This window comes from Clostridia bacterium (assembly GCA_016887505.1).
In the GTDB taxonomy this organism is placed as follows: Bacteria; Bacillota; TC1; order TC1; family UBA5767; genus UBA5767.
On the sequence record CP069393.1, the window covers coordinates 1775690 to 1799274 of the forward strand.

The 23585-nt window shown below is 43.8% G+C and carries 28 protein-coding genes; all 28 read right to left on the bottom strand.

The window, feature by feature from the left end; all coding sequences use genetic code 11:
- Nucleotide 1: 1 nt before the first annotated feature.
- The 28 genes from JR334_08415 to recJ all read right to left on the bottom strand — a co-directional run bounded on the left by JR334_08415 (nt 2) and on the right by recJ (nt 23516).
- Nucleotides 2-1522 (bottom strand): F0F1 ATP synthase subunit alpha, encoded by a 1521-nt coding sequence (locus JR334_08415; protein ID QRN84991.1) that lies wholly within the window; start codon nt 1520-1522, stop codon nt 2-4.
- A gap of 30 nt (nt 1523-1552) precedes the next feature.
- The gene (atpH, locus tag JR334_08420) at nt 1553-2101 is read right to left on the bottom strand and encodes an ATP synthase F1 subunit delta (GenBank protein QRN84992.1); all 549 of its coding nucleotides are present in this window, start codon (nt 2099-2101) and stop codon (nt 1553-1555) included.
- On the bottom strand, nt 2101-2604 hold the full coding sequence (gene atpF, locus JR334_08425; GenBank protein ID QRN84993.1) for a F0F1 ATP synthase subunit B: 504 nt from the start codon (nt 2602-2604) through the stop codon (nt 2101-2103). The genes atpH and atpF overlap by 1 nt, the downstream gene beginning before the upstream one ends.
- Before the next feature lie 31 nt (nt 2605-2635).
- The gene (gene atpE / locus JR334_08430; protein ID QRN84994.1) at nt 2636-2860 is read right to left on the bottom strand and encodes an ATP synthase F0 subunit C; all 225 of its coding nucleotides are present in this window, start codon (nt 2858-2860) and stop codon (nt 2636-2638) included.
- 18 nt (nt 2861-2878) lie between these two features.
- Nucleotides 2879-3571 carry a F0F1 ATP synthase subunit A gene (gene atpB / locus JR334_08435; protein ID QRN84995.1) on the bottom strand — a complete coding sequence of 231 codons (693 nt, stop codon included), beginning with the start codon at nt 3569-3571 and terminating at the stop codon, nt 2879-2881.
- The gene (locus tag JR334_08440; protein QRN84996.1) at nt 3552-3857 is read right to left on the bottom strand and encodes a hypothetical protein; all 306 of its coding nucleotides are present in this window, start codon (nt 3855-3857) and stop codon (nt 3552-3554) included. The genes atpB and JR334_08440 overlap by 20 nt, the downstream gene beginning before the upstream one ends.
- 1 nt (nt 3858) lies before the next feature.
- Nucleotides 3859-4089 (bottom strand): AtpZ/AtpI family protein, encoded by a 231-nt coding sequence (locus JR334_08445; protein ID QRN84997.1) that lies wholly within the window; start codon nt 4087-4089, stop codon nt 3859-3861.
- Complete coding sequence (gene wecB, locus JR334_08450; protein QRN84998.1) at nt 4067-5185, bottom strand: UDP-N-acetylglucosamine 2-epimerase (non-hydrolyzing); 1119 nt, start codon at nt 5183-5185, stop codon at nt 4067-4069. Before wecB ends, JR334_08445 begins: the two co-directional genes overlap by 23 nt.
- A 251-nt stretch (nt 5186-5436) precedes the next feature.
- Complete coding sequence (locus tag JR334_08455) at nt 5437-5760, bottom strand: MazG-like family protein (protein ID QRN84999.1); 324 nt, start codon at nt 5758-5760, stop codon at nt 5437-5439.
- A gap of 20 nt (nt 5761-5780) precedes the next feature.
- The gene (locus JR334_08460; protein ID QRN85000.1) at nt 5781-6197 is read right to left on the bottom strand and encodes a cytidine/deoxycytidylate deaminase family protein; all 417 of its coding nucleotides are present in this window, start codon (nt 6195-6197) and stop codon (nt 5781-5783) included.
- A gap of 16 nt (nt 6198-6213) precedes the next feature.
- Complete coding sequence (upp, locus tag JR334_08465; GenBank protein QRN85001.1) at nt 6214-6843, bottom strand: uracil phosphoribosyltransferase; 630 nt, start codon at nt 6841-6843, stop codon at nt 6214-6216.
- Complete coding sequence (rpiB, locus tag JR334_08470; protein ID QRN85002.1) at nt 6843-7292, bottom strand: ribose 5-phosphate isomerase B; 450 nt, start codon at nt 7290-7292, stop codon at nt 6843-6845. Before rpiB ends, upp begins: the two co-directional genes overlap by 1 nt.
- An 18-nt stretch (nt 7293-7310) precedes the next feature.
- Complete coding sequence (locus JR334_08475; GenBank protein QRN85003.1) at nt 7311-7739, bottom strand: low molecular weight protein arginine phosphatase; 429 nt, start codon at nt 7737-7739, stop codon at nt 7311-7313.
- Nucleotides 7739-8773: a threonylcarbamoyl-AMP synthase gene (locus tag JR334_08480; GenBank protein ID QRN85004.1), complete on the bottom strand. Its 1035-nt coding sequence runs from the start codon at nt 8771-8773 to the stop codon at nt 7739-7741. Before JR334_08480 ends, JR334_08475 begins: the two co-directional genes overlap by 1 nt.
- Nucleotides 8763-9632: a peptide chain release factor N(5)-glutamine methyltransferase gene (gene prmC / locus JR334_08485; GenBank protein ID QRN85005.1), complete on the bottom strand. Its 870-nt coding sequence runs from the start codon at nt 9630-9632 to the stop codon at nt 8763-8765. Before prmC ends, JR334_08480 begins: the two co-directional genes overlap by 11 nt.
- Nucleotides 9625-10689 (bottom strand): peptide chain release factor 1, encoded by a 1065-nt coding sequence (prfA, locus tag JR334_08490; GenBank protein ID QRN85006.1) that lies wholly within the window; start codon nt 10687-10689, stop codon nt 9625-9627. The genes prmC and prfA overlap by 8 nt, the downstream gene beginning before the upstream one ends.
- 97 nt (nt 10690-10786) lie before the next feature.
- Nucleotides 10787-10987, bottom strand: a complete 201-nt coding sequence (gene rpmE / locus JR334_08495) for a 50S ribosomal protein L31 (GenBank protein QRN86898.1) — start codon at nt 10985-10987, stop codon at nt 10787-10789.
- 103 nt (nt 10988-11090) lie between these two features.
- Nucleotides 11091-12365, bottom strand: coding sequence for a transcription termination factor Rho (rho, locus tag JR334_08500; GenBank protein QRN85007.1), 1275 nt, complete (start codon nt 12363-12365; stop codon nt 11091-11093).
- Nucleotides 12358-13512 carry an alanine racemase gene (gene alr, locus JR334_08505; protein ID QRN85008.1) on the bottom strand — a complete coding sequence of 385 codons (1155 nt, stop codon included), beginning with the start codon at nt 13510-13512 and terminating at the stop codon, nt 12358-12360. Before alr ends, rho begins: the two co-directional genes overlap by 8 nt.
- 17 nt (nt 13513-13529) lie before the next feature.
- A complete protein-coding gene (locus JR334_08510) occupies nt 13530-14639 on the bottom strand; it encodes a peptidoglycan bridge formation glycyltransferase FemA/FemB family protein (protein QRN85009.1) in 1110 nt (369 codons plus the stop codon).
- The gene (locus JR334_08515) at nt 14632-16275 is read right to left on the bottom strand and encodes a CTP synthase (protein ID QRN85010.1); all 1644 of its coding nucleotides are present in this window, start codon (nt 16273-16275) and stop codon (nt 14632-14634) included. The genes JR334_08510 and JR334_08515 overlap by 8 nt, the downstream gene beginning before the upstream one ends.
- A gap of 9 nt (nt 16276-16284) precedes the next feature.
- Entirely contained in the window at nt 16285-17949 is a 1665-nt protein-coding gene (locus JR334_08520; protein QRN85011.1) for an arginine--tRNA ligase, read from the bottom strand.
- A 52-nt stretch (nt 17950-18001) separates the two neighbouring features.
- Complete coding sequence (locus tag JR334_08525; protein QRN85012.1) at nt 18002-18436, bottom strand: DUF1934 domain-containing protein; 435 nt, start codon at nt 18434-18436, stop codon at nt 18002-18004.
- Nucleotides 18437-18653: 217 nt separating this feature from the next.
- Complete coding sequence (locus JR334_08530; GenBank protein ID QRN85013.1) at nt 18654-19901, bottom strand: hypothetical protein; 1248 nt, start codon at nt 19899-19901, stop codon at nt 18654-18656.
- The gene (locus JR334_08535; GenBank protein QRN85014.1) at nt 19879-20463 is read right to left on the bottom strand and encodes a sigma-70 family RNA polymerase sigma factor; all 585 of its coding nucleotides are present in this window, start codon (nt 20461-20463) and stop codon (nt 19879-19881) included. Before JR334_08535 ends, JR334_08530 begins: the two co-directional genes overlap by 23 nt.
- 74 nt (nt 20464-20537) lie before the next feature.
- The gene (gene trmB / locus JR334_08540; GenBank protein ID QRN85015.1) at nt 20538-21194 is read right to left on the bottom strand and encodes a tRNA (guanosine(46)-N7)-methyltransferase TrmB; all 657 of its coding nucleotides are present in this window, start codon (nt 21192-21194) and stop codon (nt 20538-20540) included.
- Nucleotides 21195-21202: 8 nt separating this feature from the next.
- Complete coding sequence (locus JR334_08545) at nt 21203-21679, bottom strand: ATPase P (protein ID QRN85016.1); 477 nt, start codon at nt 21677-21679, stop codon at nt 21203-21205.
- Between the two features lies 1 nt (nt 21680).
- Nucleotides 21681-23516: a single-stranded-DNA-specific exonuclease RecJ gene (gene recJ / locus JR334_08550; protein QRN85017.1), complete on the bottom strand. Its 1836-nt coding sequence runs from the start codon at nt 23514-23516 to the stop codon at nt 21681-21683.
- Nucleotides 23517-23585: the final 69 nt, after the last annotated feature.

Sequence of the window (23585 nt, forward strand, 5' to 3'; positions counted from 1 at the left end):
CTTACCCTTTCTCGGCTGTGTGCAATACCCTTTGGAAGTTCAAAATGGTTTCATCCAACCGCTTTAAATCATGCGCCAACAATTTATCACCATCCGCAATCTTATTGAGCAAAGCTTGCAAACTAGTGTGCAAATACTTAATAAGTTTTTGCTCTGCAGCATGAATATCTTCCAATTCTACATCGTCATAAAATCCGATGCCCAAGGCCCTTAAGCTTACAACTTGATCCGCAGCGGCCATGGTATGGTACATCGGTTGCTTCAAAATCTCCACAATACGGCTACCCCGATCTAGTTTCTGCTTGGTAGCCTTATCCAAATCAGAACTAAACTGAGAAAATGCTGCTAGTTCTCGGTACTGGGCCAAATCTAAACGAAGAGTTCCAGACACCTGTTTCATGGCAGCAAGCTGAGCTGCACCACCTACACGAGAAACCGAAATCCCAGGGTTGATGGCCGGCCTCACACCAGAATGGAATAAATCAGCTTCCAAGAATATTTGTCCATCTGTGATAGAGATAATATTCGTTGGGATATAGGCTGATACGTCTCCAGCTTGGGTCTCAACAATGGGCAGTGCCGTTATTGAGCCTCCCCCTAAACTGTCACTCAACCTAGCAGAACGTTCTAAGAGCCTTGAATGCAAATAAAATACATCCCCAGGAAACGCTTCACGGCCTGGTGGTCTTCTAAGTAATAGCGATAATTCTCTATATGCTGCTGCATGTTTACTAAGATCATCATAGATAATCAGTACATCCTTGCCTCGCTCCATAAAATACTCTGCAATTGCGCACCCAGCATACGGTGCTAGGTAGAGCATCGGTGCCGGTTCGCTGGCACAGGCAGATACTACTATGGTATTCTCCATCGCTCCTTTGGCAGCCAAGTCATCGATCACGCCCACAACCGAAGAAGCTTTTTTGCCAATAGCCACATAAATCGAAATTACACCTGTATCTTTTTGGTTGATAATCGTATCTACTGCAATCGCGGTTTTCCCCGTTTGGCGGTCTCCAATAATCAGCTCACGCTGCCCTTTGCCGATGGGAACCAAAGAATCTATCGCTTTTAGTCCCGTCTGCATGGGCTCGCTTACTGGCTGTCTACTTAAAATGGCCGGAGCAGGTCTTTCGACTAGGCCATATCCATCATGTTCAAGAGCGCCTTTTCCATCAATAGGATCACCAATTGCATTTACAACCCGTCCGAGCAAACCTTCACCTACAGGAACGTCTACCACCCGATTGGTTTTGGTTACAATATCCCCCTCTTTGATGTTTGTATAAGGGCCTAGGATTATGGCGCCCACATTGTCTTCTTCCAAATTCTGGACCATACCCATTGTGCCATCGGGAAATTCTATTACTTCCCCGGCCATGGCTTTATCCAATCCATAAATGATGGCGATACCATCACCGACTTGAACCACATGGCCTACTTCAGCGGTTTCGATTTTGAAATCGAAATCAGATATTTTGTCCATCAGTATGGAGGTAATCTCGTCCGGTCGTAAGTACATCTATTTCACCTCATTAGGCGGTTTGCCAATCTATCTGTCGTTCTCCGCCCTCATCTTCTTCTCTAATTTCTGCAATTTATAGGATATGGAGTCATTGATAACTCTATCCCCAAAACTCAAGATGGAGCCACCAATCAGGGAAGGATCCTGTTTAGACCGTAGAGCTACCTCACGTCCTGTTACTTCCTCTAATTTTTTCTCCAACGAAGCAATATTTTCTTCTGTCAAAGGTACAGCAGTAATAATCTTAGCCTCTACAATATTATGATGTTTGCGGTATAAGCGCTGAAATTCTGCTCCCATAGAAATTAAGTATTCCTCACGGTAATTTTCAATCACCACAGTCAGAAAAGTCATCGTTGTGTAATGAATGATTCCGTCAAAGAAATTCTTGAACAATTTCTTTTTATTCACAGAATAAATCTTCTTATCCTCGTACACCTTGCGAATCCTAGGAAAATCTTTAAACACATGGACCACTACATCCAAGTCCTTCATAATCTCTTCCAGGTTACCTTTGGTTAAGCCCATTTGAAACAGGGCATTGGCATAGCGCCGGGCCACGGCTCCCGCTGACATTATAGTTTACCCGCTTCCTTCAGCAGATTTTGAATCAGTTCCTGGTGCTCTGCAGGATTAATCTCCTTCTGAAGTACCTTTTTGGCGGCCTCTATGGCAAGCTTGGTAACTGCATTTTGAACCTCACGCTCCGCTCTTTGGCGTTCCGCTGCGATTTCTCCTTCAGCCTTTGCGATGATTACATTGGCCTTCACTTTGGCTTCATCAATAATCTGGCGTTTCATATCCTCACCGACGTCATTGGCCTTATTCACCAAATTCTTGGCTTGGTAGCGAGCATTACTTAACTCCTCGCTATATCTGACTTCATTCAGTCTAGCGTGCAGATTCGCCTGAGCAGCCTGTTCTAGTTGCTCATTAATATGCCTTTGTCTTTCTTCTAGCATCCTTCCCACAGGTTTATAGAAAAGTTTGTACAACACAAACAATACAATCAACACATTGATTGTCATTAAAAAAAACGTCATGGGATGGAAGTGCAAAGCTTCAAATATCTGACTCATAGCTGACCTTCCCTATCTACAGGTTAATCTATTACAGCAACGTCCAGAGCAGGATGGATACGACCAGCCCAAACAGTGTCAAGGCTTCAATAAAGGCCAATGACAGAAGCAATGTGGTACGAATATCCCCTGCTGATTCCGGTTGCCTTGCTATCGCTTCCATTGCTGAACTTGCAACTTTTCCTTGTGCTGTGGCCGAACCAAATGCTGCTATAGCAAATGTAAGACCAGCGGCGAGTGCGCCTAAATTTTCCATTTCTTCCTCCTTGTAATTCTAGTGGTCTCCTAAGATTCCAGCGATATATAGTGCAGTAAGTAGCGAAAAAACATATGCCTGAATGCTACCCATCAAAACGCCCATCAGTTGGATAGGCACAGGTAACAGTAATGGTACCAAAATAAACAATATGAGAACGACCATTTCCTCGCCAAACATATTGCCGAATAAACGTAAACCCAGTGAAAAGGGTTTAACCAATTCCTCAATGATGTTCATTGGAAGCATCGCGGGTGTAGGTGATATATAATGTTTTAGATACTTTTTTAACCCTTTTTGTTGGATACCAATAGCTTGTACGCCAAGAATCGCCACTAATCCCAATGCCACCGTCGCACTAAGGTCGATCGTAGCGGGTGTCAATTCAGGAATAAACCAAGATAAATTCATAAACAAGATTAGCAAAAACATGGTCCCACTGAGGAAAACAAACTTTCTTCCCTTTTTACCAACCAACTCATCCAACATACCATAAAGAAAAACTAGTATTAGTTCAGCAAGCAGTTGTCTTTTTGTTTCAGGAACAGGTTTTAAATTCCTAGTGATGATAAAAATAAAGAGAAATAAAATGGCCATTGCAACCCAAGCCGATATTACCGTAGAAGTAACCTCTACCGGCCCTACCGTAAACACCACATGTGGTGTCATCTCTTCAACTACTTTCCCTAATTCAGCGATCCTCTTTTCCATGACGAGGTCCTTTCTTGAGGCTGACGATGCCGTTTGCTAAGATGCCCACGAAAAGTCCCGTAGCCGCCCCCAGCATATGGGCCGTATCTGTCCGGCTCATGGCTATTAGAACTAGAGCATATATGAAAAGCTTGAGCACTTGGACAATCAAAATCCAAGCCAACTTTTTCCCGGATTCTTGTGAATCCTCTTTCTTCACCTGCTTCTGCCAAACAATCATCCACTGAAACAGAAAGAAGGGTACGGATACCGTGATGCCAATGGCAAACCCAATTGCAGCTCCCATATTAATCATCCTTTCTGCGTAAGCTATCAAAATATAATATTTCCTTTACCACCGTGTAGAGGCCAAGAATAATGCTCAACAAAAGACCCAGAATCAAAAATATGGGTTCAGTCCCTAAACGCCCATCAACATAAATACCCACACGGTACCCAAGATACATGGATACGAGCATGGTACCAGCATATGAGGTGGATAAAACCACACCTGTACTAGCTCTCCTTACTCTTTTCATGGATAAGATTCACGATCCTTTCAGCTGCACTTCCATCGCCATACGGATTGGCAGCACTGCTCATCTTGTCGTATTGATCTTGTTTGGTCAATAATGTCTGAGTAACATTATACACTTGTTGGTATGAAGTACCAGCCAAAAGTACAGTGCCAGCCAAAAGTGCCTCTGGCCTTTCTGTGGTGTCCCTCAAAACGACAACTGGTTTACCCAGTGCCGGTGCTTCTTCTTGGATTCCCCCTGAATCTGTAAGAATAATATAGGCATGTTTCATTAGGGATACGAACGGTAGATATTCTTGTGGTTCTATCAGAAATACGTTATCACGACTTCCCAATTCTGCATTTACTTGCTCGCGCACCTTTGGATTTAAGTGCATGGGAAAAACCACTTGGACAGAATCTGCATAATTTTTTGCTATATCTGCAATAGCTCTAAAAATTTCTGTCATCCGGTCGCCCAAGTTTTCTCGCCTATGGCTGGTCACTAAAATCGTCTTCTTCGTCTGGTCCAGCGCAGATAGACCCTCAATACTTGTCACATCCAGGCTTTTTTCAGCCACAGAAAGCAGTGCATCGATTACCGTATTCCCAGTTACATAAATCTTCTCCTCTGCCACATTTTCCTTAAGTAAATTTTCTTTGGCCATAACAGTCGGAGCAAAATGGTAATCTGTCATCACCCCAGTCAGGGTCCGGTTTACTTCCTCCGGAAAGGGAGAATATTTATTGTATGTCCTAAGTCCCGCTTCCACATGCCCTACCGGGATCTGTTGATAGAAGGCAGCAAGCGCTCCACAGAACGTGGTCGTCGTATCACCATGAACTAAAACCAAATCAGGTCGGTCCACTGCAAAAATATCTCCTAGACCAGTCAAAGCCCTTGCCGTAATTTGATTCAGTGTCTGGTTCTTCTGCATGATATCCAGATCGTAATCCGGAACAATACCAAATAATTGTAGTACCTGGTCTAGCATCTCACGATGCTGTGCCGTCACGATGACCTGTGTTTCAAAGAACGGATGGTCCTTTAAAGCCTTCACGACTGGTGCCATTTTGATGGCTTCCGGCCTAGTGCCGAATATGCAAGCTACTTTCATTTCTACTCCTTCATTGTCCACTATCGTTTTGTTCTCATTTGCTAGGTCTTTCCACACCAAAATCAAGTCAGATCGTATCTCTGCCCTCAACCCCATTATATGTATATTACCACCGCAAACAATCCACGTCACTTTTCAGACACGTTTTATCCTGTATTTTTAATATTCTAGGTGTTTTTCATAACAATCCAGCCTAGCACCAAATTGTACAAAAACGATGTATGACATTCGCCCCTGTCAATCATTTTTCTCTATTTTTCAGCTTCTGCCTTAATATATCCTTTGCGGACCAGTTTGGCGATATGTTCTTCTACTTCCTTATCGATATTAATATCAAACTCTTGTTCCAGCACAAACATCATCGATACGGCAGTCTGCGCTACATCCAACAGTTCTTTGGACATCATATCCACCGTTTCTTGTTTGCTGTAACAAGCCTTTTCTCCATTCATGCAACGAAACTTGCCTATAGCTTGAGCCAGTTCCCCCGCTTCCTCCATCAACTTCAATGCCGTAGATTCCAGCGTAGGAGAAAGATTGTTAAGTCTAGGTAGGGATATTGTCTTTAACTCCATGGTGCTCCTTCCTTTGCAAATTACTCTTCAGGATTCAAGCAAACAACTTCAATCCAGTCCGCCTGGGAAAAGAAATCTACTTCCGTGGGATAGGGATTGGCATATACGACCCGTTCTATACCCGATGCAATGATAAGCTTGGTACATTCCATACACGGCTGTGCCGTAATATATATGGTTGCTCCAGCACGTTCTTCCGGAGAGCATTCCATGAGTGCATTCACTTCTGCATGGATAGTACGTTTGCAGTGACCGTCTATCATCAGGCAACCCACATCATCACAGTGTGGAAAATGTGGCGGGCTTCCATTATATCCAGTCCCCTTGATGCGCTTATCCTTAACGATGACTGCCCCCACCCTTAATCGAGGGCAGGTACTGCGCTCCTTGACCTGGTGCGCAATGTCCATAAAATATTCGTCCCAGCTTTTTCGCATGATGCATCTCCTTACTTTAATCGGTTCCAAACAGTCTGTCGCCTGCATCGCCCAATCCTGGTACAATGTATCCATGTTGATTTAAGCAATCGTCTAACGTACCCATAAAGATTTTTACATCCGGATGTTCGTCGTTGAGCTTCTTAACACCTTCTGGCGCTCCAATCAAACACATGAAACGAATCTTTTCAACACCACAGCTTTTCAGAAAAGTGATAGCCTGGCTAGCTGAGCCGCCCGTTGCCAACATCGGATCTACTAAGATGACTTCTCGCTCAGCAATATCCTTTGGAAGTTTAACGTAATACTCCATCGGTTTCAGTGTTTTTTCGTCCCTACATAGTCCAATATGGCCCACAGATGCATTGGGTATTAAGTTGAGCATACCATCAACCATACCCAGACCTGCACGTAGTATTGGCACGATTACTACGCCTTTTCCAGCCAACTTGAATCCTTGGCAAGTTGTCAGCGGTGTCGTGACACTATGTTCTTCCGTCTGCAAGTTCTGGGTGGCTTCGTAAGCCATCAGCATGGCTATTTCCCCAGCCAACTCCCGAAACTCCTTGGTCTTTGTGTTGATATCCCTCAGGTAAGTTATTTTGTGTTGTATTAATGGATGGTCCATGACCCTAAGATTTTTCACTACTTTTGATACTCCTTTTCTATATCACAGATTGCGTCAATACGGCGCTGGTGTCGGCCGCCATCAAAATTTGCATTTAACCAAGTTTCTACAATTTCCAATGCTAGACCTGGCCCGATTACCCGGCCACCCATTGACAACATGTTAGAATCATTATGATTTCTTGTGGCTTTTGCGCTAAATACATCATGGCATAGTGCACATCGTATACCTGGTACCTTATTGGCTGCAATTCCTATACCAATACCAGTACCACAAATAACGATACCTCTGTCAAAATTCCCGGCCGCAACTTCTTGCCCTACCTTCCGGCCATACTCGGGATAGTCAACCGACGCCTCGCTATTAGTACCAAAATCGGTATAGTCAAAACCTTTTTCTTTAAGGTAGCTGACGACAGTTTGTTTCAGTTCATATCCTCCATGGTCGGAGGCGATAGCAATTTTCATAGTTATCTCCTTTTATCTTTATTGCAAACGACGCCAGACGGCGTCAAGCAACGTATTCAATTGAATAAGGGTTACATGGTAGTCTGAAATCGTTCCTCCAAAAGGATCCGATACTTCTTTTATGTCATCTACCCCTGCGTATTCTCCCAGAGTATACAATCCAGGGTGTTTCCCAAAGTGCTCCAGTATCCAGTCCTTATGTTGTGAGGTCATGGTTAAAACCAATTGAGCCTGGTCCAGCAGTTCACGGTTTAAAAGCCTTGCTCTGTGTTCTTTTAGAGAAAGATTATGCTCATGACAGATTTGTGTCGCTAAAAGACTCGCTCTGCTACCAGGTTGGGCATAAATCCCCGCCGAACTGCACGTATGCTCCCCGCGTTGCATACCGAGTGCTTCAGCCATGGGACTACGGCAGGTGTTTCCGGTACATACAAATAGGATCTTCATTACTGGTTCTCCTCCAATGCATGAGCCGCTTTTTTCAATCGGTTCATAATTGTTCGCCCCATGTTCTCTTCCTTGAAAGATTCTACAAAAACCGTCCGTATACCTTCTTGATCCGCTTCCCGTAGATAAGCATACACATTTTTTCCCAGCATTTTATCCTGTTGCTGGGTTCCTAGTGAGAAAAAGGTCAATTTGAAATCTGTTTTTCTAGTCTCCAAAGATTCAAGCAATTCTTGAGAAGCCATCAAGGCCATCGGTGCTTCATACTGTTTGCTTCTGTAGGCCGTCTCCAAATGGTCTAATTGTTGTTCCCCTTCTCCCTCTAGCAGCACCACCATCGCATCTGGTGCATAATGGCGGTATTTCATACCAGGAGCCCTAGGAGCCTCCTCTTTTGCGGATTCTCCTCCGGCCACTATCATCGGTGCTATCTTACGGACTTCTTCTAGAGTCAATCCTCCCGGTCTAAGTAGACACGGTACCGCACCGCTCACATCGACAATGGTTGATTCCATGCCCACCTGGGAGCATCCTCCCATCAATACTGCTTCAATGTGACCATCCAAATCTTCTAATACGTGTTCTGCACTAGTTGGACTGGGGCGTCCAGAACGATTGGCACTGGGGGCTGCAATGGGCCGTCCAGTTCGTTCAATCAATTTAAGAGCCATGGGGTGGTCCGGCATACGAACCGCTACCGTCGGAAGAGATGCACTCACTTCACTCGGTACAGCATCACTTTTCTTAAATATTAAGGTTAAGGGACCTGGCCAAAAGGCAGCCATCAATTTTTCCGCTACCAAAGGAATTTCATCTACAATGCTCTCGAGCATCTCTCTATTACTGACATGTAATATCAGCGGGTTATCGGATGGTCTTCCCTTGGCGGAATAAATGTTCTTGACTGCCGTCTGATTTAGACCATCAGCACCTAGGCCATACACCGTTTCTGTGGGAAAAGCCACCAAGCCGCCGGCCAATAAAATCTCAGCCGCGACATCTATTTCGTCTTGATTCAATCTTCTAGTCTTCATTCCTGCCTCCTACCACCCTAGGATGACCAGCCATATCATATCTGACTAGCGTATGTACATATCCCGCATCCAAAAGTAAGTTTGTCACTGCCTCTGCCTGCGTATATCCAATTTCCATCAGCAGCAATCCTCCCTTTTTTAGATATGGTTTTGCTTTCCCTACAATAGAGCGATAGTACTCTAAGCCATCTAGACCACCATAAAGGGCCAACACTGGTTCCTGCTTTACTTCTTTTTGTAGCGTTTTCATCTCAGGTTCACTAATATAGGGCGGATTGCTGGCAATTAAGTCAAATGGTCCATCGTCATCCTTCAATGCATCGAATAAATCGCCTTGTCTAAAATAAACGTCTGCACCCAAGCGCCTGCTATTATCACAAGCGACTTTTAGTGCTTTTTCACTAATGTCACTTGCCAGTACGGATACCCCTCGTTCAAGGCTTATGGTCACAGCTACGATGCCACTGCCCGTACAAAGGTCCATAATCTGGGGATTTCGTATTTCTGAAAGCTCCTGCAGGCTCGTTTCCACCAACACAGCCGTATCATCCCTTGGAATCAGTACATCTGGGGTAATTTGAAAATCACGGCCCATGAATTCTTTGTGTGCTAGCAGATATTGTACCGGCACACCTTCTGCCCGTTTTTTGAGTAAGATTGAGAAACGCACCTGATCTGCTTCGCCAACGAACTCCAAGGCATCGATAAGAAGCCTTGTCCTACTTTTTTTAAGTACCGACCCTAATAGTAGCTCCGCCTCTAAGCGACTTGCCTCAACACCTGCCTCGCTTAGAAAAAAAGCTGCCTGAGAACACAATTCCTGTATCCTCGGCAGCCCTTGGGTCATTTTATTACACATTCTTTAATCTCTCAGCCTGATCCGTTGTAATCAAAGCTTCAATCAATTCATCGATTTCCCCAGCGAGCATCACCTCAAGCTTATGCAAGCTCAATCCGATGCGGTGGTCGGTGACCCGATTTTGAGGGAAATTGTAGGTCCGGATTCGCTCGCTGCGATCTCCTGTACCTACCTGCAGTTTCCTAGCTTCCGCCAGTTCCCCGTGCGCTTCCTGTTGCGCTCGCTCCAACATTCTAGAACGAAGTACCTTCAGGGCCTTTGCCTTATTCTTATGTTGTGACTTCTCATCTTGGCAGGATACCACGATTCCGGTTGGAATATGGGTTACCCGCACAGCAGACTGAGTCGTGTTAACCGACTGGCCTCCCGGTCCGCTACTGCAAAATATGTCCACTCGAATCTCGTTGGGATCTAGTTCCACATCTACTTCTTCTGCTTCCGGCAAAACGGCTACCGTCACAGTGGAAGTATGAATCCGTCCTCCGGACTCAGTAGATGGAATTCTTTGTACCCTATGTACGCCAGACTCAAACTTCAGTTTGCTATACGCACCTGCTCCTTCGATGGAGAATACCATTTCTTTAAAACCGCCTACATCGTTGGCGTGGCTGTTTAGAATATCTATCTTCCAACCATTTTTTTCCGCATAACGTGAATACATGCGGAATAAATCCCCAGCAAACAAAGCCGCTTCATCGCCACCTGCTCCTCCGCGGATTTCCATAATAACGTTCTTTTCATCATTTGGATCCTTCGGCAGTAGCAAGATACTAATTTGTTCTTCAAATCGCGGTACTTTACCAGTTAGTGATTCCAGTTCTGCCTCTAGCATCTCTTTCATCTCAGGATCCGTCTCTGTTTCAAGCATCTCCTTCGATTCTTCAATGCCTTGCAGTACAATTTTATACTCTTTGTATTTTTCCACAATTTCAGTTAAAGACGCATGCGCTCTAGCCAATTTTTGGAACTCTTTTTGGTTTCCAATGATTTCTGGGTCAGACAGCTGTCTGCCCAAACGCTCGTACTTTTCCTGTATACTTGCTAGCTTTTCTAACATAACACCCTCCTAGCGTCTCATACCATACTGCTACCAAACCTGGAACGGCTTGTCTCAAGATATAAGTAAAGCGAAGCCAACGCTTCGCTTTATGCCGCTAAAGATTGTATTTTTTCTTGAAGCGATCAACCCTGCCGCCTTTATCAACCAGACGAGACTTCGTTCCAGTATAAAAGGGGTGACAAGCAGAACATACCTCGATGTGGATGTCCTCTTTTGTCGAGCCTGTTTCGATGACATTACCGCAAGCGCACTTTATGGTTGTTTGCTTATATTCGGGGTGAATTCCCTTTTTCATACGACTCACCTCTCTCTTCCTCATTTAGATTTTCCTTACACTTGTTCTAACAGAACAATAGCCATTATAACAGAGTCCTACGGTTTGTGCAAGCGACCTAGAACTACTTTCTTTTCTTTTCTGGAAAAAGCTGCGGCAATGCTCGAATCAAGGTGGCATTATCCTTGGTCTTCTTTAAAGCATCAATCAGCATTTCCGTTACTTCCGTGTTCACCATGGACGCTGTCACTTTACGGAAGTTCCACATCAGTTCGAGTTCTTCTTCGCTAAGCAGTAAGTCCTCGCGCCGTGTTCCAGAAGCCTTCACATCTATGGCTGGATAAATTCTTCTATTTGCTAAACGACGGTCCAGTACCAACTCCATATTTCCCGTTCCCTTGAACTCTTCAAAAATTACATCGTCCATACGACTACCTGTTTCCACCAAGGCTGTCGCAATTATGGTAAGACTACCACCTTCTTCAATCTTTCGAGCTGAGCCAAAAAATCTCTTAGGCTTATAGAGGGAGGTGGGGTCAACACCACCGGACAAAGTTCGGCCAGAGGGGGGAACTACCAGGTTATGAGCCCGTGCCAGTCTAGTTACAGAATCCATCAAGATAACTACATCCCGCCCTTGTTCCACCAATCTCTTGGCACGTTCAAGCACCATCTCAGATATTCTTACATGGTTCTCTGGTGACTCATCAAAGGTGGAGGATACTACTTCATCCGCAAGTACAGAGCGTTCAATGTCTGTCACTTCTTCTGGTCTTTCATCAATCAGGAGCATCAATAGATGTACTCCTGGATCATTTTTCTTGATACTGTTGGCAATACGTTTCAAAAGCACCGTTTTACCAGCTTTCGGCGGGGACACGATCAGCCCTCTTTGTCCTTTTCCAATGGGTGCGATTAAGTCAATCATGCGCATGGCAATCCCATTTTGTGAAATTTCCAAAGTCAAACGTTCAGTTGGATAAACCGGGGTTAATCCATTAAAATGGTTACGTTTAATGGAATTCTCCGGTGGCTCGTTATTAATATTCTCCACACGGAGTAAGGCAAAATATTTTTCACCTGGTTTGGGTACACGAACAATTCCTGCTACAGAATCCCCTGTTCGCATATCAAATTTACGAATTTGCGAAGGAGAAATATAGATATCGTCATGACTAGGTTGATATTTTACGGGTCGCAAAAAGCCAAAGCCATCCGGTAAAATTTCAAGTATGCCATCCATACGGAGTTCTGTCGTCTTTTTTCTTCTTGATTCAAATTTTAAAATCTCAATAATCAGCTCTTGTTTTCTGAACTTAGAATAGCCGGACATTTTGAGATCTCTGGCCATTTCGTATAGCTCGCTGACCGTCTTTTGGGATAATTCATCCTTATTCATTTCTATTTATCCTTTCTTCGATCTTGTCAAGAGTAATCTGTTTTCCCTGATAGAAATAGAGGCGCGGTAGGCGTGCATTTGCCGACAAGCGGCGCATCGGTATTCGAGCGATATCTCCAAGACCTACACTCTCATCTACCTCCACCATAGCTGTCTGCATGGCAATCCGCCCCACAAAGGGAAACGTTTTCTCGCCTATACTAACCTGTAAATGGCTCTTTCGGGTCTTTCCAAGCAGTTTCAGACCTTGCCTCAATACTTGGCTAAAGTGCAAGCGAATGCGCTCCGGCACAAGCGAAAGTCCGTCCGCCCATCCTAGCCCAAGAACTGCAATGCGCTTATTTCCATCGCTTACTTGATCTAGTCCGTAGCCGATACTACTTCCCTTCGGAGGAACCGAAATGCTTAGTACTTTTGCTTTAACAACAAATGGATCTTGTAAATCCAATTTATTGTGGCAAGTGGGGTGTTGTCCGTACAAAATAGTCCCTGGACGCACTAAGTCATAATAGGTTTCTGGAAGATCAAGAATTGCCGTTGAATTGGCTAAATGCACGAGAGGTATCTTAATTCCCCTCGCCTTAATCATTTCTAGATAGTAGGTAAATCTCTGGATTTGCTTTTTAGTATAAGCTTGTTGGTGGGCCGCTGCTAGATGGGAAAATACACCTTGAATTTGCAACTCTTCTGAATCCTCGATAAGGTTCAATGCAGCGGGCAATTGTTCTTCATTAAATCCGGTTCTGCCCAAACCTGTTTCCAGTTTTAAATGGAGCGCTACCGGTTTCTTTTGACTAACCCCAGCTTCTAATAGCATCGTCAATTGCTCAATACACGATATAGTGGGGGTCAGTTCATACCTTAGAACATCTTGAGCCTGTTCTTTTGTAAAAGGCATCAAAAGCAGAAGGTGTGCGCGGATGCCAGCTTCTCTAAGCTCTATCGCTTCCTCAACCCTGGTCACCGCTAGTATTTGGGCACCTAGGGACTGATACAAGTGGGCTAGTGCAACAGCTCCCAATCCATAGCCATTCGCCTTGACAACAGGCATAATCTGGACCTTGCCTACATAATCTGCTATCACCTTGTAATTATGCTCTAACGCACTCAAATCTACCTCGATCCAAGCACCATATTCTTTGTTCATCCATTCTCCTAATAATTCTATTTTCCAGGTTTTCTGAACCATCGTATTGCTTTGCTATACAAGGGTTCAAACCGACGATATGCCTTCGTCCAGTTTGGATTATAATCCAAATCGTACTCACCCATATATTCGGTAAAGGTTCCATTGAACCCTTTTTTGAAGCGATACAAACCATACAGAGGATTGTCTTCCGAAATATCCCCCGAAACACCACGGAAGTCATATACGGTGCAACCCCGTTCCTTGGCTTCTTCAATCATCGTCCACTGCAACAAATAATTAGGCATCACATTGCGGTGCCGGTTGCTTGAAGCTCCATAAAGATACCAACACTTGTCTCCACAATACATGGCAAGCGTACCCGATATGATTGCTCCTTCGTATTCAGCCAAGTAGAATTTAGCTTTACCATTGTCTACCATAGCATCATAAATCCATGAAAAATATTCGTATCCTCGCACTAAAAACCCATCCCGTTCAGAGGTTTCTTTAAGAATATTATAAAAATCTCTCAACTCACTCTTATCGTTCATATGGCGTACTGTAACACCTTTTCTACGAGCATAACGGATATTGTACCGCGTCTTCGAATGCAGGTTGGCAAACAGTTCCTCAATAGTCGGGCGAATATCTAGTCGAAATACAAACTTTGGTTGCGTTCCTTCAAAGCCGTCGCCCTTATCTGCTGAGACAAATCCATGTGCTTGGAAAAAATCAACGTACGACGTTTCTTCCTTGGGAACATCAGGATCTATTTTTAAAAAGATCGCATTATGCTTTTTGGCCTGCTCTGCTACTTGTTCAAGCAAAAACTCCATCACCGCATAGTCGTTTATCGCTGTGACCGGTCCTCGTGGAGCATAGAAAATGCTTTTGTTTGTTTTTGGAATCTTTCGTTTTAGTATGGAAATCGCACCAAGATCCACACCTGCCTTATCTACCAGCAGACGAATCGCCTGCCAACCAGTTTTTTCTTTAATTTCTCCCCATTCATAGAGCTGGGAAAAATTGCCTTTTTCTGAACTTTCGACAAACCTGTTATAGCGTTCTCTTTGTGCACTATCACCAGTTTGAATTAGAGTACACGAAAAGACTTGATCTGGTTGCCTCTTTTCCTTTTCAAGCATTGATTCTTTCACCTCGTGTTTTTCCCTCATTTTCATTTCTGTATTGAATCGATGCACCCACAAAGTCTCTAAAAAGAGGATGTGGATTTGTTGGTCTGGATTTGAACTCAGGGTGGAACTGACAAGCTAGAAACCAAGGACTTTCTTTGTACTCTACAATTTCAATCAAGGTTCCGTCGGGACTTTTACCGGATACGACTAAGCCCTTCTCCGTCAATTCATCTAAAAATTGAGTATTAAATTCATAACGATGCCTATGGCGTTCATCTACTAACTCTTCTCCATAAGCCTGGTAGGCCAATGTACCCTTGCTTAGTTGGCAGGGATAACTTCCCAAACGCATCGTACCGCCTTTATCCTCTATCCCTTTTTGTTCCTCTAGCAGGGCAATAACAGGATATTTCGTCTTAGCATCAAACTCGGTAGAATGAGCCCCATCCATACCACAAACGGAACGAGCAAATTCAACTACAGACATTTGCATGCCTAGGCAAATTCCAAAAAACGGTATTCCCTGTTCTCGTGCATAACGTATGGCATTGATTTTACCTTCTGTACCACGGTCACCAAAGCCTCCTGGAACCAAAATACCATCTAAATTTTCAAGCTGCTTCTCATAGCCTTCTGTTTCCATATCCACAGCATTAATCCAACGGATATCTACTTTGCGGTTATGGAATATGCCGGCATGGCCTAGTGATTCTACAACTGAAAGATAGGCATCTTTCAATTCCACATACTTTCCTACTAAACCAATACACACATGATCACCCGGGTTTTTAATTCTTTCCACCAACTCAGACCATTTCTTCATGTCTGCTTCTGGCTTGCCCCCTAGGCCCAATTTTCGAACTACTTTTTCATCTAGTTTTTGTTTTTGAAGTAGCAGTGGCACTTCATATATGGTATCCGCATCCACCACTTGGATAACCGATTCTGTTTCAATATTGCAAAACAAACCAATCTTGTCTATCATTTCTTGAGACAGGGGATGGGTCGTGCGGCAAAGTACCATGTCTGGTTGTATGCCAATAGATCTAAGCTCCTTAACACTATGCTGTGTTGGCTTCGTTTTGGCCTCACCAGCCGCCGACAAATAGGGCACCAAGGTCACATGGATATAGAGGACGCGGTCACTTCCTAAATCGATCTTAAGTTGGCGAATGGCCTCCAAAAAGGGTTGCGATTCAATATCCCCAACAGTTCCTCCAATTTCTGTAATAATCACATCTGGATTGGATTCCTGTTCCACTCTTTGTACACGTTCCTTAATCTCATTGGTTATATGAGGAATTACTTGCACGGTGCCGCCCAAGTAATCGCCTCTTCTTTCCTTGCTAATCACCGACCAATAGACCTTGCCAGTCGTTACATTGCTACTTTTCGTAAGATTTACATCGGTAAATCGTTCATAATGGCCAAGATCCAAATCTGTCTCCGCGCCATCTTCCGTCACGAATACCTCTCCATGTTGGTATGGGCTCATGGTTCCTGGGTCAAAGTTCAAGTAGGGATCAAACTTTTGAATGGCCACTGTAAGTCCCCGGTTTCTTAACAACCGGCCCAAAGAAGCTGCCGTAATCCCTTTTCCCAGAGAAGAGACCACACCGCCTGTAACGAAGATGTATTTTGACATTTTTTCCTCCTACATTCTTTCCGGTGCTGAAACACCGATCATTCCAAGTACATTGCTAAGAGTAATTTTGGTAGCCCGCATCAATTCCAGCCTAGCACAAGACAACTCCGGCTCAATATTGAGCACCCTGCATTTTCCGTAAAAGCTATGGAATAGGCTTGCCAATTCATGAGCATAGCCACACAGACGATGCGGTTCGCGAGTCTCTGCAGCGTGGATAATCATGCTCGGTAATTCTGCTATTTTTTCAATCAGCTGAATCTCGGCTTCATGGGTCAGCAAACTTAAGTCCGCGACCTTATTTTCGCCTTCCTGCTGACGCAGGATGCTTGCGATACGCGCATGGGCATATTGCACGTAAAATACCGGGTTTTCACTATTTTCAGATTTTGCTAAATCCATATCAAAGTCCAAATGACTGTCCGCACTACGCATCACAAAGAAATAACGAGATGCGTCGACCCCGACTTCGTTCATTAGTTCTCCCAAAGAAATAAAGCGTCCTGTCCGTTTAGACATACGAACGATTTCTCCACCTGAGAACAAACGTACCAACTGCATCAGAACCACTTCCAAACTATCTGGATCCTTGCCAAGCGCATTTATAACATTCTTCATACGACCTACGTGTCCGTGATGGTCTGCCCCCCAAACATTAATCAAGGTTTCAAAGCCACGCTCATATTTATTTAAATGGTATGCAATATCTGCGGCAAAGTATGTCGGGGTTCCATTTTGACGAACCATAACTTCATCTTTCTCTTCACCATATTTCGTAGCGGCCAACCAACTGGCTCCATCTTTTTCATAAATGAGACCACGTTCGCGCAACCGGTCTAGGGTCTTTTGTACTGCTCCACTCTCGTAAAGGGTACTTTCAAAAAACCAATTGTCATATTTCACACCAAATCGTTCTAAGTCTTCCCGAATGACCCTTAGTTTTTCACTAAGCGCATATTTAACCAGGATTTCTTTTCTCTCCTCTTCGTCTAAGGATAATAGCTCATTTCCATGCAATTCAACATAGCCGGCTACTGTCTCTGTTATATCCTCACCGTGATATCCGTCTTCTGGAAAATCTACGTCCTGACCCAGGGCCTGCAAGTAACGAGCTTGCAAAGATTCTCCAAATTTTATAATCTGGTTTCCTGCATCATTAACATAGTATTCACGCTCTACTGCATAGCCTGCTGCATCCAACAAGGTAGCTATGGTGTCACCCAAGGCAGCGCCCCTTGCATTTCCCATGTGGGGAATGCCTGTAGGATTGGCGCTCACAAATTCTACCTGTACTCTTTTATTATTACCGTAGGAACTACGGCCATATTTTGCACCTGCTGCGAGAACCTCCGGAATAACTTGATCGTGCCATGCTGGGTCCAAGGACATATTTATGAAACCTGGGCCAGCAATAGTCATATCTGCTACATAAGTATCTTTTCGCTCAAAATACTCTATCAAAGCTTCCGCAATCGCTCTAGGATTCATTTTAGCTTGTTTCGTTAAAGCCATCGCAAGATTGACTGCGTAGTCACCGTGAGATTTATCCCGTGGTTTCTCTAAAACAAAAGAAGGAAGCGTCTCAAAAGATATCTTGCCTTCCCTCTTTGCGGCAAATGCTGCCTCTTGAATTCGTTCTTTAATTTTTTGTTCCACGCTACTAAGGATATTCATCGTTTCACCTCATTTTCTCAATACAATATATTATATCATTATCATTCACAGTTTATAACGTTGTTTTCGGATACTCTAAATCAATTCTCAAAGTATGGTTGCTGATGTGTGTCGTACCACTATGGAGCTGGTAATCTAGCATCAAACGAACGAGACGACCATTCTGTTCTTCTAGACAAACTCGATCCGTTTGAATATCTAACGCAAGACTCATTTCATCCGTATGGTACAAACAGTCTGTCCTAATTGCTTCATCAAATACAAAAACGGCTTTAACAGCTCCGCTCCTTTTTAGAACAGCTCTAGCTGGGTTTTTGTGCAATATGAGTTTATTGTATACTCTCTGCCCCTTACCAATCAGCTCTTCATAATTAATAGTCAGAAGGTTACCACGTTCTTGCAATGTAGCGTCCGCAAAGGAATCGTATACTTCCTCTTCTCCAGACTGTTCCACCTTACTATGGACTTTGATTTTTATCTGTTCCATGGTCACCTCCGTACCAATTAAACACTGTATAATATTGAAACAAAGGCCTGATTTTGTCAAGAAGAAAGATACTAAAATCTGGTCCCTACGCTTCCTGGCCACCACAAATCCCAGATTAAGCCATCACTCCTCGAGATTCCTATTGACTGTCCCTTGCTTATATATAAATAAAAAGAAGTGTGCCGGAATTTCCGGCACACTGATGTGCGTATGTATTCTATGGCACTTGTACAAAGTAGATACCGTCTGAGCCACCTACCCGACAGGATATCACAAAGCTTTTAGCATCTGCGCTGTAGTTGGCAAGAGTATTTCCGACATCTCCATTTTCAGCTACAAGATATGTTTTAGCATCGTTAATATCTCCTAGATAAATACTTCCGTCTCTATCTGTAAACAAAAGCGAGCTACTATCTGGCGCCCAAGCTAAAATTCTTCCACCGCCTAGAACAGAAAGTTTTCCCATATTTGCGTTGTAGATGTCTGTTACCCACAAACCTTCGATCGCGCCAACATCACTCTTTGCGTTGACTACTACAAATATATCATTGGGGGCAAGACCATATTCCAGTTCTGCATCCATCATACTAGGCAAAATCTGAACATCCTTATAGTATACAGCATCATCGATAATGCTGATGTCTGCTTTGGAAATCGATTGTCCCACAGCTTGTTTAACATTCATTTCGTCTGATGCTAACGACTGAGCGACCACCGTGTATTCCTTCTGTCCGACCACTTGGCTTACCAAGTCATACAACCCATCTTCCGACTCAATAAAGTACAATAGGTCACCATCTTCTGTGATACTCGGTGCGAGAGCACGACGCTCTCCTTCATATATCGGCAGTAGGTCTAGCGCGCCCGAAGGCAGGCGTCCCTTAGCAGATGCGATGCTAACAACAGCATCCAAACGTATTTCTTCCGTTAAATCGACCGGTTCTACATCCCGCCCCACTGGTTTAGTGGCAACAGGTTCTTGAATTGCCGGATCCTCAGAGGACGGCTCTTCAATGATCGGTTCTTCTATTGCTGGTTCTGTAGCGTTTGCTTCCGGTTCTTCCATAGCCGGTTCCTCTACCTCTGTAGTACCTGGATCGTTTTCAGCCACAACCTGCGAGTCAACCGCTGGCTCTTCTGAAATATCGATTGCTGGGGGAACTTCGGCCATTTCTGGGTCTTCCGCTGGGTTTACTTGCATATTCTGCACGCCCAAGAAGACGAGCCCAGCAGCTGCCACAGCAACAATACCACGTAACCAAATACTGGATTTTGCAAACAAGGGTGTTACCTTGGCTTTTCTTTCAATTTGAATATTTTCTTGTTCTATGCGCTGCATGATGTTACCCGTGAATTCCTTTGGAACATCTATATCCTTTAGCGAAGAACGAAGTAGCGCCTCAAAAGAAGTATCACGAGTCGTATCAGACAGGTTTATCGGTTTATTCAATTTTTCCTTGTCCATCCAACTCACCTCTTTCCTCTTGATAGCTTTTCAGCAATAATTTTTTTCCTCTGTGGATTCTTGATTCCACTGCTGATAAGGAAATTTCCATGGTATCAGCAATTTCCTGATAGCTCATATCTTCCATAAACCGTAGGATTAGAGCCATACGATATTTTTCAGGTAAAGACACCAGTGCTCTTCGCACCGTGTCTTGATTTTCTTTTTTTAAGATGAACTGTTCAGGAGAATTCTCCTCCTCATGGTCATCTGATACAAATTCAATCACCGACTCAAGCGGCGTCTCCGCTTCACGCTTCTTTCGAAGTATCGAGTAGCACTGGTTGGCAGCCACCTTATACATCCAAGAAAAAAATGGTCTTCCTGGATCATACTTGCCCAATGATTGATAGATTTTTATAAATGCTTCTTGTCCTAAATCCTGAGCTTCATGCTTATTATTTGTTAAGCGATAAGCCAATCCGTATATCTGTCTTTCATAACGAGATATGAGTACTGAAAAGACTTCTCTGTCTCCATCTAGTACCATTTGGACCAACTTTTCATCGGACAGGGATTCCATTTTCTCACATCCTCCCGTCCTTCAAAGTATAATACGTTGAAGGGTTCGAAAAACTTGCAAAATTACTCGGTTTTCTATACTTTTTCTTCATAATTCGGATAAAAGGCTTCCAAGCGATAAATTGGTTGACCCATTTCACGAAATTTCAGCTCATATTCGGTCATAATATCGTCGCTATCTTCCTCTGGTTGGTAGTCCAAACGGATATTCTTCATAGTCCAGCCACAAGCGGAAAACTCATTTAGGGAAAATTCGAAAAGCCCTCGGTTGTCCGTCTTAAAATGGATTTCTGCACCAGGTGCAAGTATCTGCTTGTAACGGTCTAAAAAATGGCAGAAGGTTAGACGGCGTTTGGCATGACGTCTTTTAGGCCAGGGATCAGAAAAATTTAAAAACAGTCTATCCACTTCACCTTTGGCAAAGGCATCTGTAATAAATTCTACGTCTGTATTGATGAGTCGTAAGTTTTTCGGCAACTTTGTGGCTGCTTTCTCAGCGGTCTTAATCAGCACCTCCGGCTCTCGTTCTACGCCTACGTATAAGACTTCTGGTTGGTTCAAGGCTTTGTTCGTCACAAATCTACCCTTACCTGAGCCAAATTCCGCATAAAGTTTATCGTAGCCTAACTTTTCTTTCCACTTTCCCTTTAGTTTATTCGGTTCTTCAACAACAAAATCTGCATATTTTTGGCAGAGGATTTCTGCCGCATTCTTTCTTCTTCTAATTCTCATAATTCCTCTTAACTCTTCAACGTTGCGGACAACGCCTTCTCATTTAATAATAGCTCCAAGCCTTCTGTAGCACTGCGAACCAATAGGTCTGCGCCATCCAATATCTGCGTGCATAGCCCCTCGGATCCAAGTACTGCTAGCGCTAGATCGGCCTCAGCCAACATCTTCTTATCGTTTAGCCCATTGCCGAGTGCAATAACTTGTGCACCCGCTTGTTGCAGGGTTTCAACAAAATTTCTCTTAGCCTCTATTTGGTCAGTACTATCAATAATCTTGACCGCGACTGGCCATCCATCTAAGGCTGCCTCGACAGAGCCAAAGGTATCAGCCGTAAGGACCGTGATGTTCAAATACCCACTCAATTGCTCAATGCACTCTTTTACGCCTTCACAAGGTAAGCCATCTTCAGCAATGGTACCGTTAAAATCTAAGACCAAATAATCAAAGCCATAAACCTTGTCTCCAGGTATATTTCTTGTCAGCATGCTATTTCCCCTTTATTACTTCAACAGCGAGCGGTGAACCACATTCTTCTATACGAAATTGGATTGAGCGCTTGCCACGAAAAACATTAAAACTTGGTGAACCCAATATATCAAAACAAGTTTCGTCACCCTCAATACGCTGCCCAAAGGCCCAAAAATCCATGGTTTTACTGCCAATTTTCGCCTTCATTCTGGTATGCTTCCCATCGCGGCTATAACCCAGACTATCTGGTTTAAAAGAATGAACCCAAAATTTTGGACGTGGGAATCCTTGACCGAACGGTTCTAACTTTTCAAGGTCCTGAACTAAGGTCTCACAAATATCCTCTTTTCCAAGTTCCACATCAATATCTATATGCTCCACTACCTCTCCCGGGAAACAAATGGCCGCCTGGGTCTCCAGCATATTTTTTACCGTCTGGTAGTTATCTTCCGTTACTGTTAAACCACACGCTAGTTCATGCCCACCATATGCTTCGAGCAAACCACTTAGCTTGTCTAATTTCTTCTTAAGGTTAAAACCTGGTATTGATCTACCTGAACCTTTAAAGCACCCAGCTTGATCCACGCCCAGTACTATTGCCGGTAGATAAAATTCCTTTTTCAAGCGTCCAGCTAATAAACCCACCACGCCTTCATGGAATCTGGCATCCGCCACAATCAAAATTTTCTTGGTCAAATCAATCTGTTCTAAAGCAATATCGTAAAGTTCCTCTACTGTCTTTTTTCTCTTATCATTTAGAGTCGACAGTTCCCGGGCCAAACTTACTGCTCTTCCCAAATTGTTCGTCGTCAGCAGTTCCACCGACTTCTCGGGCACGCCATTCAAACGACCTTCCGCATTAATCATAGGACCAAACAAATATCCTAGATGATAGGCGTTTACAGGCGCTTTGTCAAGACCCGCCACGGCCCGAAGTGCTTCGATACCAGGACGCAGCTTTCGTTTTCCAACTAGTGCTGCAGGATCCATTAATTTTAAACCATTTTTTACCAGTATGCGGTTTTCACCCAAAAGTGGAGCAACGTCAGCCACTGTACCCATTGCTACCAAGTCTAACTCATGCAAAGCTCTTCTACCTTTACCCAGCCTTCTTGCTAAATCATCCAAAACTTTAAATAGAACACCTACCCCTACAATATCCTTATTGGGATAGGGACAGCCAGGCTGTTTGGGATCGACAACGATGCAGTCTGGCAATCGGTCATTGGGTTCATGGTGGTCTGTGACTAGTACCTCTAGACCCAAGGTTTTTGCATATTCCACCGCTTCATAGCCCGCAATGCCATTGTCTGCTGTTAGAATTAAGCTTCCTCCACGTCTAGCAATAGCTTCTACACCTTTTTTGCCAATACCAAAACCTTCTTCAAATCGGTTGTTGATATAATAATCTACTTTAGCACCCAAGTCCCTAAGTATATTCAAGCCGATTGCCGCTGACGTAACTCCATCGACATCGTAATCACCATACACTGTGATTTGCTCCCCCTCTTTGATTGCTCGTTCCAAACGTTCTACTGCTTGGTTTTGATTTAGAAGTTTTTCCGTGCGCAAGGCACTTATGGGGCAGGTTATAAATTTCTCAATATCTACAATGCCTCTATTACCAAGAAGGGTCAGCAATTTAGGATGCAATCCATTTTCATCCACTTTGCGGTTTTGAGTCACGCAGTGGTATTGAAACGATTTGCTCCTCCTTGTTTTTTCTTTTAATAACTGCTTTTTCTTTTCTTCCTGTTCTTTTAGGGCTATACATTCACAAACAGTTCCTTCGATAAAGGTTCTGCCACAATGCGTGCACACCTGGCGCACTACTGCTTTACTCGTTTCGTTCATGATATCCTCTCATTCATGTTGTAAAGCTCATTATATCACAACCAATGCATGTGAAAAAACCACAAGCGG

What these genes read in the sequence shown, in the direction of transcription:
- JR334_08415 (QRN84991.1), bottom strand. Translation starts at nt 1,522, where the DNA reads ATGTACTTACGACCGGACGAGATTACCTCCATACTGATGGACAAAATA.
- atpH (QRN84992.1), bottom strand. Translation starts at nt 2,101, where the DNA reads ATGTCAGCGGGAGCCGTGGCCCGGCGCTATGCCAATGCCCTGTTTCAA.
- atpF (QRN84993.1), bottom strand. Translation starts at nt 2,604, where the DNA reads ATGAGTCAGATATTTGAAGCTTTGCACTTCCATCCCATGACGTTTTTT.
- atpE (QRN84994.1), bottom strand. Translation starts at nt 2,860, where the DNA reads ATGGAAAATTTAGGCGCACTCGCCGCTGGTCTTACATTTGCTATAGCA.
- atpB (QRN84995.1), bottom strand. Translation starts at nt 3,571, where the DNA reads ATGGAAAAGAGGATCGCTGAATTAGGGAAAGTAGTTGAAGAGATGACA.
- JR334_08440 (QRN84996.1), bottom strand. Translation starts at nt 3,857, where the DNA reads ATGGGAGCTGCAATTGGGTTTGCCATTGGCATCACGGTATCCGTACCC.
- JR334_08445 (QRN84997.1), bottom strand. Translation starts at nt 4,089, where the DNA reads ATGAAAAGAGTAAGGAGAGCTAGTACAGGTGTGGTTTTATCCACCTCA.
- wecB (QRN84998.1), bottom strand. Translation starts at nt 5,185, where the DNA reads ATGAAAGTAGCTTGCATATTCGGCACTAGGCCGGAAGCCATCAAAATG.
- JR334_08455 (QRN84999.1), bottom strand. Translation starts at nt 5,760, where the DNA reads ATGGAGTTAAAGACAATATCCCTACCTAGACTTAACAATCTTTCTCCT.
- JR334_08460 (QRN85000.1), bottom strand. Translation starts at nt 6,197, where the DNA reads ATGCGAAAAAGCTGGGACGAATATTTTATGGACATTGCGCACCAGGTC.
- rpiB (QRN85002.1), bottom strand. Translation starts at nt 7,292, where the DNA reads ATGAAAATTGCTATCGCCTCCGACCATGGAGGATATGAACTGAAACAA.
- JR334_08475 (QRN85003.1), bottom strand. Translation starts at nt 7,739, where the DNA reads ATGAAGATCCTATTTGTATGTACCGGAAACACCTGCCGTAGTCCCATG.
- JR334_08480 (QRN85004.1), bottom strand. Translation starts at nt 8,773, where the DNA reads ATGAAGACTAGAAGATTGAATCAAGACGAAATAGATGTCGCGGCTGAG.
- prmC (QRN85005.1), bottom strand. Translation starts at nt 9,632, where the DNA reads ATGTGTAATAAAATGACCCAAGGGCTGCCGAGGATACAGGAATTGTGT.
- prfA (QRN85006.1), bottom strand. Translation starts at nt 10,689, where the DNA reads ATGTTAGAAAAGCTAGCAAGTATACAGGAAAAGTACGAGCGTTTGGGC.
- rpmE (QRN86898.1), bottom strand. Translation starts at nt 10,987, where the DNA reads ATGAAAAAGGGAATTCACCCCGAATATAAGCAAACAACCATAAAGTGC.
- rho (QRN85007.1), bottom strand. Translation starts at nt 12,365, where the DNA reads ATGAATAAGGATGAATTATCCCAAAAGACGGTCAGCGAGCTATACGAA.
- alr (QRN85008.1), bottom strand. Translation starts at nt 13,512, where the DNA reads ATGAACAAAGAATATGGTGCTTGGATCGAGGTAGATTTGAGTGCGTTA.
- JR334_08510 (QRN85009.1), bottom strand. Translation starts at nt 14,639, where the DNA reads ATGCTTGAAAAGGAAAAGAGGCAACCAGATCAAGTCTTTTCGTGTACT.
- JR334_08515 (QRN85010.1), bottom strand. Translation starts at nt 16,275, where the DNA reads ATGTCAAAATACATCTTCGTTACAGGCGGTGTGGTCTCTTCTCTGGGA.
- JR334_08520 (QRN85011.1), bottom strand. Translation starts at nt 17,949, where the DNA reads ATGAATATCCTTAGTAGCGTGGAACAAAAAATTAAAGAACGAATTCAA.
- JR334_08525 (QRN85012.1), bottom strand. Translation starts at nt 18,436, where the DNA reads ATGGAACAGATAAAAATCAAAGTCCATAGTAAGGTGGAACAGTCTGGA.
- JR334_08530 (QRN85013.1), bottom strand. Translation starts at nt 19,901, where the DNA reads ATGGACAAGGAAAAATTGAATAAACCGATAAACCTGTCTGATACGACT.
- JR334_08535 (QRN85014.1), bottom strand. Translation starts at nt 20,463, where the DNA reads ATGGAATCCCTGTCCGATGAAAAGTTGGTCCAAATGGTACTAGATGGA.
- trmB (QRN85015.1), bottom strand. Translation starts at nt 21,194, where the DNA reads ATGAGAATTAGAAGAAGAAAGAATGCGGCAGAAATCCTCTGCCAAAAA.
- JR334_08545 (QRN85016.1), bottom strand. Translation starts at nt 21,679, where the DNA reads ATGCTGACAAGAAATATACCTGGAGACAAGGTTTATGGCTTTGATTAT.
- recJ (QRN85017.1), bottom strand. Translation starts at nt 23,516, where the DNA reads ATGAACGAAACGAGTAAAGCAGTAGTGCGCCAGGTGTGCACGCATTGT.